This window comes from Dorea sp. AGR2135, assembly GCF_000420885.1.
In the GTDB taxonomy this organism is placed as follows: Bacteria; Bacillota; Clostridia; order Lachnospirales; family Lachnospiraceae; genus Dorea; species Dorea formicigenerans.
Genome location: NZ_ATVU01000032.1, coordinates 20299 through 28084, shown reverse-complemented (window position 1 = coordinate 28084; position 7786 = coordinate 20299). Strand labels below are relative to the sequence as shown.

4 protein-coding genes and 1 pseudogene are annotated in these 7786 nt (G+C 39.0%); all 5 read right to left on the bottom strand.

The genetic code is table 11. The features are described from left to right. Window positions 1–767 (bottom strand): annotated as a pseudogene (locus G593_RS0115630) (UDP-glucose--hexose-1-phosphate uridylyltransferase); the annotation flags it as partial. Window positions 768–790: 23 nt separating this feature from the next. Continuing rightward, on the bottom strand, window positions 791–1783 hold the full coding sequence (gene galE / locus G593_RS0115625; RefSeq protein WP_029732310.1) for a UDP-glucose 4-epimerase GalE: 993 nt from the start codon (window positions 1781–1783) through the stop codon (window positions 791–793). A 31-nt stretch (window positions 1784–1814) separates the two neighbouring features. Continuing rightward, on the bottom strand, window positions 1815–3095 hold the full coding sequence (locus G593_RS0115620) for a galactokinase (RefSeq protein ID WP_005341761.1): 1281 nt from the start codon (window positions 3093–3095) through the stop codon (window positions 1815–1817). Between the two features lie 81 nt (window positions 3096–3176). Continuing rightward, window positions 3177–4574 carry an MFS transporter gene (locus G593_RS0115615; RefSeq protein WP_029732309.1) on the bottom strand — a complete coding sequence of 466 codons (1398 nt, stop codon included), beginning with the start codon at window positions 4572–4574 and terminating at the stop codon, window positions 3177–3179. Window positions 4575–4741: 167 nt separating this feature from the next. After that, on the bottom strand, window positions 4742–7780 hold the full coding sequence (locus G593_RS0115610; protein ID WP_029732308.1) for a glycoside hydrolase family 2 TIM barrel-domain containing protein: 3039 nt from the start codon (window positions 7778–7780) through the stop codon (window positions 4742–4744). Window positions 7781–7786 lie beyond the last annotated feature (6 nt).

Genomic DNA, 7786 nt, shown 5'->3' with positions numbered 1-7786 from the left:
TTGGAACCTGCCGTATAATGTGGAAACTGCTTAACAAAATCAAGGAGCTTATTAAAAGTCATACGGTTAATTGCCATCGGAATATGCTTTTCATTAAAGATAATGCAATGTTCATTGTAATACACATATGGTGAATACTGTAAATAATACTGCTCTCCACACAGAGTGATTGGTATAATCCTGTGGTTTTGTCTTGCTGGTTGTGAGAGGTGACCTGCATACCCTTCGTTTTCCCTGCAAAGCAGGCACGCCGGGTATCCAGATTTTTTTGCAGTTCCATCTTTTGCAATATCCCTTGGATCTTTTTCTGGTTTTGACAAGTTAATTGTGATATCCATCTTGCCAAATTCTGTATCCGTCTCCCACTTTTCATCCTTTATAATCCGATCTGTGCGGATATAGTTTGTTGCCTGGCTGAAATGATAATAAAATTCAGTTGCTGCCTTTGGGGATACCTGATATTTTTCTTCAAAAGCTTTTCTTACCACAGACGGAGCCGGTGTCAAAATCCCCATGATCTTTGTATCGAAAAGATCCTTCATCGTCACTGTATCGTCCTCTAAGATTCCCTCTGACAGTGCAAATGCAAGCATGTCCTCTAAAATAAAGTGTAAATTTCTCGGCTCTACAGATGCTTTCGGCTCCTGATAATCCTGTTTTTGAAACAGTTCCAATAAGCCATTTGTCACATACACTTTATCCTCATCCTCTATCAGTCCGTTTTGCATTCCATATGCCACCAGTTCAGAAATCAGCTGATCAATCATTTTACCGTTTCCCCCTACTCATATTATACTTCATAACCATTCGGATGATTTCTATGCCATTCCCAAGCTGTTGTAATAATTGTCTCCAGGTCATCAAATTTAGGCTTCCACCCAAGAATTTTTTTTGCCTTCTCACTAGATGCAATCAGTGTTGAAGGATCTCCTGCTCGTCTAGGTTCTTCCTTTGCCGGAATCGGATGTCCTGTTACTTTTCTAGCTGTTTCCACAACTTCTTTTACTGTAAATCCTACTCCATTACCCAGATTAAAAATATTACTTTCATTGCCTTTTCTTAAATATTCCATGGCAAGAATATGAGCCTGTGCAAGGTCATTCACATGAATGTAATCTCTTACGCATGTACCATCTTTTGTATCATAATCATTTCCAAAAATAGAAATATATTCTCTTTTTCCATTTGGCACCTGCAAGATCAATGGAATCAGATGCGTTTCCGGATTATGGGCTTCCCCTATTTTTCCATTTGGATGTGCTCCACAGGCATTGAAATAACGTAAGGATACAAAACGCAAATCATGGGCATTGGCTGTCCATTTAAACATCTTTTCCATGGAAAGCTTTGTTTCACCATAACAGTTTGTTGGAACTGTGCGGTCTGTTTCAAGTATAGGAATACGTTCCGGCTCTCCATATGTGGCTGCTGTCGAAGAAAAAACAATCTTGTCAACGCCATGTGCGACCATACTTTCTAGTAATACTTCTGTTCCACACAGATTGTTGTTGTAATATTTGAGTGGATTTACCATACTCTCTCCAACCTGTGAATTGGCTGCGAAGTGAATAACTCCATCGATCTTCTCTTTTTCAAATACAGAATCTATAAATGCCTTGTCCCGGATATCTCCCTGATAAAATTTTGCATCTTGGTGAACAGCCTTACGAAAACCTGTTTCAAGATTATCAACAACTACAACATTTTCTCCTGCCGCAATCAGCTCATATACAGTATGAGAACCAATATAACCTGCTCCGCCCAATACTAAAATGCTACTCATAGATCATTTCTCCTTTTCTTTGTTTTTATGATTATAAAACTTTTATGCCGCCATACTTACGAATTTTTAATACTTCACAGGAACCATTTCCAAATATCTTATCCATCTCTTTTTGATAGTTGGACACCAGATAATTGGGAACAAATGCCTGTATGGTTCCTGCAAATCCTCCTCCATGTACTCTGCACACACCTTTTTTTCCAAATATCACGTCACTTAATGCCAATGCAATAGACACATTCTGATGTTGCACATCGTGACATGTATATACATTTTGAAGGTATTTAAAAGAAGAATCTCCGGATTCTTTCACTTTGGTCAGAAATTGTGGAAAATTATTCTTTTTTAGTGCATCTACTTCCTCTTTGACACGCTCATTTTCGCATACAAAGTGTAATGCCCTGAGTGCAGCACGATCACCAGCGCAGTCACGTATCCGTGTGATATTATTGATAATCTCTTCCTTGGATACCTCTCCTAAAAAGTTTTTTCCCAAACATTCCGCTGCCTTTTTCATTTCCTGTGGAATTGCTGCATAGTCTGGGGTCAAATCTGTGTGAGTGCCTTTCGTATCTGTAATACATAAACTATATCCATATGTATTCAAATCAAACTTCAACTGTTCCACAATCGGATTTTCCGGATCTGCAAAATCAATATGTATCAGACTTCCTACTGAACATGCCATTTGATCCATTAAACCACATGGTTTTCCGAAATACACATTTTCTGCATACTGACCAATCTTGGCAATTTCTATCGGATTAACTTCACCACCATTGTACATATAGGAAAGAATCGTTCCAATAAGTGTTTCAAAAGCAGCTGAGGAAGAAAGGCCTGCACCAATCAACACCTCACTGGTCACATATGCCTGAAATCCTCCAATTGCATGACCATCCATTTTCATCTTGGCAAGTACACCACGGATGAGTGCATTCGTGGTACCTTCTTCTTCTGTTTTTTTCGCCAGCTCATCCAGCTGAACGATAATCATACCACTATATCCATCTGACATCACTTTTACAATCGGTTCATCCAGTTTTCTTGCAACTGCGATTGCATCATTGTTAATGGATGCGGCAAGTACCTCCCCATGCTGATGGTCCGTATGGTTTCCTCCTATTTCACTTCTTCCAGGTGCACTGAATATTTCTATTTCACCTTCACCAAAAAATGTCTTGTAACTGTCGATTGCTTTCCGATAACGTTCCTTCTCATATGGAATCCGGTTCAAATCAACATATAATTCTGTTAATTTATTATCGAAAAAAGTCCCATTCAATAATTCGATCGTTTTTTTAATTTCCATAATACCACCCCAATCACCTTATATATAGAAAAAGCACTGTCTCATCGAGCAACGACCAGACAACGCTTTCTCCTGTCAATTCTAATTTATGTCTGATGCATCTGTTATTTCATCTGCAGCAATTCCTTTTTCTGCTTTCAGTTTTTTATTTGCATCTTCTACATTCATTCTTGAAAGTACAAACATAATCAATACATCAAAGATTAACGGAAGCCAAAGATACATAAACTGCATCATATCAAGTGCAGACTGCGGCTGAGTTGCATTTGTTCCGATATATCCACTGAGCTCAAGCAGCCATCCAACAACAGCAGTTCCAATACCTCCACCGATTTTTACGCCAAGAGAAGTACAAGAGTACATCGTTCCGTCAATTCTCTTTCCCTGTGTAAGATAAGTGTATTCAGAGCAGGATGCGATAACTGCATTCATATCTCCCTGCCATGGTCCCTGACCTAAGGCTGCAAGAGCTGTAAATGCCATCATCAGCGGAACACTGCCCATATATCCTGCAACAACAACAAGTGCTCTACCAATGACTGCTAAGACATAACCTCTTAAGTTCAGTTTATACATACCTTTCCACTTACCAACTAATGTCGGTGTGAAAATCAGGGCAATGATCAGTGGAATATTTACTGCCCATGCAAATTGTCCAAACAAATTCTTATTTTTCAGTACCCATGTCATGTAATAAATGCCGGCTCCAATCATGGCACCATATAACTGCTGTAAAATATATGTTCCACAAATCATCATGTAATATTTGTTTTTGACAAGAAGCTTGAATGCCTGTACCATTCCGTACTTTTCATTATCAGCCTTTACTTCTCCTTCGTTAAGTTCTTCCTCAGGAAGTTCCTTAACAGAAAGTGCTGAAATCGTATTTACGACAAGACCAATGATTGCATAGATAATAGCAACCGTTCTCCATGCCGCAGCATCTCCACCACATTTATCTACAAATCCAACTGTAATTGCCTGAATCAGAAGACTTGTTGAAAACGCAAAAATAAAACGGTAAGATCCCATCTGCACACGCTCTTTGCTGTTCTTTGTAATCAGTGACGTAAGTGCTGAATAAGCAATATTGTTTGCTGTATAAAACACACCATTTAACAGTGTGTAAGAGATAAAGAACCATGCATATTTAGCCGTTGTTCCCAAACTCACCGGTACTGCAAAGCAGCCGACCAGCGTAATGGCACAACCAATATATCCATATAGCATCCAGGGTTTCGCTTTTCCCATTTTACTGTGTGTTTTGTCAATCATTGATCCAAAAAATATATCCGTAAAACCATCAAATAGTTTTGATACGGCAATCAGGGTACCTACGACACCTGCAGCAAGTCCTACTGAGTCCGTCAGATAGACCATCATAAAAGATGTCAGGAACGCATAGACTACATTGCCTGCAATATCGCCTGATCCATATCCAATTTTGTTATACCATTTCAAATACTTTTTTTCTTCCATCGAATTTCTTTGCTCCTCATCTTCATCGCACTTAGAATCTCAATATGTCTAACCGTATGATGTCTAATTTTAATTTTTTCTCTGTTTTTGTCTGATTGCTCTGTATATCCGGACTTTACATTGCAATCAGACTATCCTTCTTTGTTTACGAGTTACATGAAACTTTATTATCCCTTTACATACGGTATCAGCGTAAACTGGAGCCGGAATAATACATCATCAAATCGGTACTGATCCAATACAACTGGACCACAACTATTAGAACCAATGCCATTTAATGCGTAGTCAACGCAAAATACTACACTATCTGATTCTGTCAATTCATAATTATGCGTTTTCTTCTCAAGTTCTTCCTGCGTATAATAAGAAGCATTGAATGAGAAGGCATTTTCCGCGGATACCACAATTCCATATCGACTGTTGTTAAGTTCTACATATTCACAATCATAATGGCTTCCATTTTCCTGTGGGCAAATATAATCCTCATGCAAATCGTCTACATTTGCCTGGTACAAACCGTGGCTCGCAGCCTGATGTTTGTCACAATAGCTTTCCTGTGGTCCCATTCCAAAGTATCGTGCAGCTGAAAGTTTTTTATCCAGGAACATCCTCACACCAAATCTTGGCAGGTCCGGGAATTCATCATCTTTTGTTACTTCAATATCTGCATCAATCTTTCCAGCAGCTTCTATTTTCCATGTGATCGTCACATCAAGAATCTTCTGTACTGTCTCTGCCACAACGGATGCATGGCTTGTAATTTTCACACCATGCTTTCCCTGCACGACCTCTGTCGTGTAAGCTCTTGTATAAGCTTTATCATAATGGGCTTTCTTCCATTCAGACTTGATGTACATATCGTTATCTGTCGGAGCTCTCCAAATATTTAATTCCATCGGATGGTTCAAGTATTCCCGCCCTGCGAATTTCATCTCTGTAAAGAGTGCAGTACGTTTGTCTATGGTATAAGCAAATTCACGCCCCTTGATATGAATCTGTGTATCATTTTCATTTACCTGCAACTCAGAGTCCACTGCTGTTTTTTGTAGCCATTTCTCAGCAAGTTTACATTTTGCACCGTCTTTGCTTACCTCAATTTCATCGAATCCAAGAATATGGTCTTCATTCAACAGTGGCAATTCCTTTTTCAGATGGTAAATAAGTTTTAAATAACATTTTCCATTCACTGGCACATTGATTTTAAGTTTTATTTTTCCTTCACTGTGTGGTGCTGCTGAAACTTCTGGAAGTTTACCTTTGCTGATCACAAGACCATCCTGTGTCAGCTCATAACGAATCTTCACATAATCTTTCAAGTCATCAAAATCCATGTAGTTATGAAGCATTAGTTCTCCGCTTTCTTTGTTATAGGAAATAACTCTTGCCGGGCGATAAACATTCTTGTATTCCAAAAGTCCTGTATGTACCGTTCTGTCCGGATATACTAATCCATCCATACAGAAGTTGCCGTCATGAATTTCTTCGCCATGGTCGCCCCCATAAGCATATATAGTCTTTCCATTCTCAGCAGTTCCATGAGCAATCGCGTGGTCACACCATTCCCAGACAAAACCGCCGCACATTTTATCATGATCCTGAATCATCTGGAAGTAATCTTCAAAATCTCCAGGTCCGTTTCCCATACTGTGACAGTACTCTACCAAAAGGAAGGGTTTGCTTCCATCTTTATCCAGATATTCCTGAATTTCGGAAAGCGCCGGATACATCCGGCTGTACACATCCAGATTGCTGTAATCATATGTTTCATCATAATTACGGTATCTTGCACTCTCATATTGTGTGATGCGGTCTGGATCAAAATTCTTTGTCCATTCCAGTGCTTTTTCAAAGTTGCAGCCATAAGCACTCTCATTTCCCATTGACCACATAACAATACAGAAACGGTTTTTGTCACGTTCCACCATGAGTTTTACGCGATCAACGATTGCCTCTTCCCATACCGGATCATCTGCAATCTTCTCATTCCATCGTTTGAACCGATTGTAATCGGTGTCTTCTTTTCTGTAGATCATAAATGGACCATGAGCTTCAATATCTGCTTCATCTATTACCATGAATCCATACTTGTCACACATTTCATAGAAAAATGGTGCGTTCGGATAGTGGCTGGAACGGATCGCATTAAAATTATGCTGCTTCATTAACGTAAGATCGGTTGTGAGCTGTTCCAGACTGATTGTAAATCCAGTAACCGGATCGGAATCATGTCGATTGACACCACGGAATTTAATCTTCTGTCCATTTAGGTAAATGACCTGGTCTTTAATCTCTATCTTTCTTAATGCAATGTGATCTACAATTACTTCATTCTCTGTTTCAAGAATCAGTTTATATAGATATGGATTTTCTGTATTCCAAAGTTCCGGACTTGCAATTTCTAATACAGCTGTTCCTTCTTCAGCGATACTTCCTAGTGCTACAACTGCTCCGTTTCTATCTTCAATCGAAATTTTTACATTTAAGGGAGAGTAGAATTTCATTTCAATTTCTACTTTCGCAAGCATATCCTCAATTCTTGTTTTAATATGATAATCACTGATTGCCTGTTTTGGGCGTTTCAAAATGTACACATCCCGGAAAATACCACTCATACGGAATTTGTCCTGATCTTCCAAATAGGAACCATCACACCATTTCATTACCAACACTGCCACCGTATTCGTTCCATCCTGAAGTACATCGGTAACATCAAACTCACTGGTCATATGTGAAACCTGGCTGTATCCTATGTAAGAGCCATTGATCCATACATAAAAGCAGCTGTCTACTCCTTCAAAGTTCAAAAAAGCTTTTGATGCTTTCCCATCTCTGCTGTACTCAAAATTATGTACATAAGCTCCACACGGAATATCCTGTGGCACATATGGTGGATCAAACGGAAACGGATACCGGATGTTTGTATACTGGTGTGTATCATATCCTGCCATCTGCCATACACTTGGAACCTGAATCTCATCAAAATTTTCTGTATCATAATTCTTCTCAAAGAAAGAATCCTGAATGTCATAGATGCTGTTAAAATACTGGAATTTCCAAGTTCCATTCAATAACTGCATACGATCTGATTCTTCTCTGTGTTCCACCAAGTTATCCATTCTTTTGGATGCCGGAATATAATAGGCTCTGGCTGGCATTGTGTTTTCGTGCAGTACGCTTAGATTTTCATAATAACGTGGTACGATCATAAATAC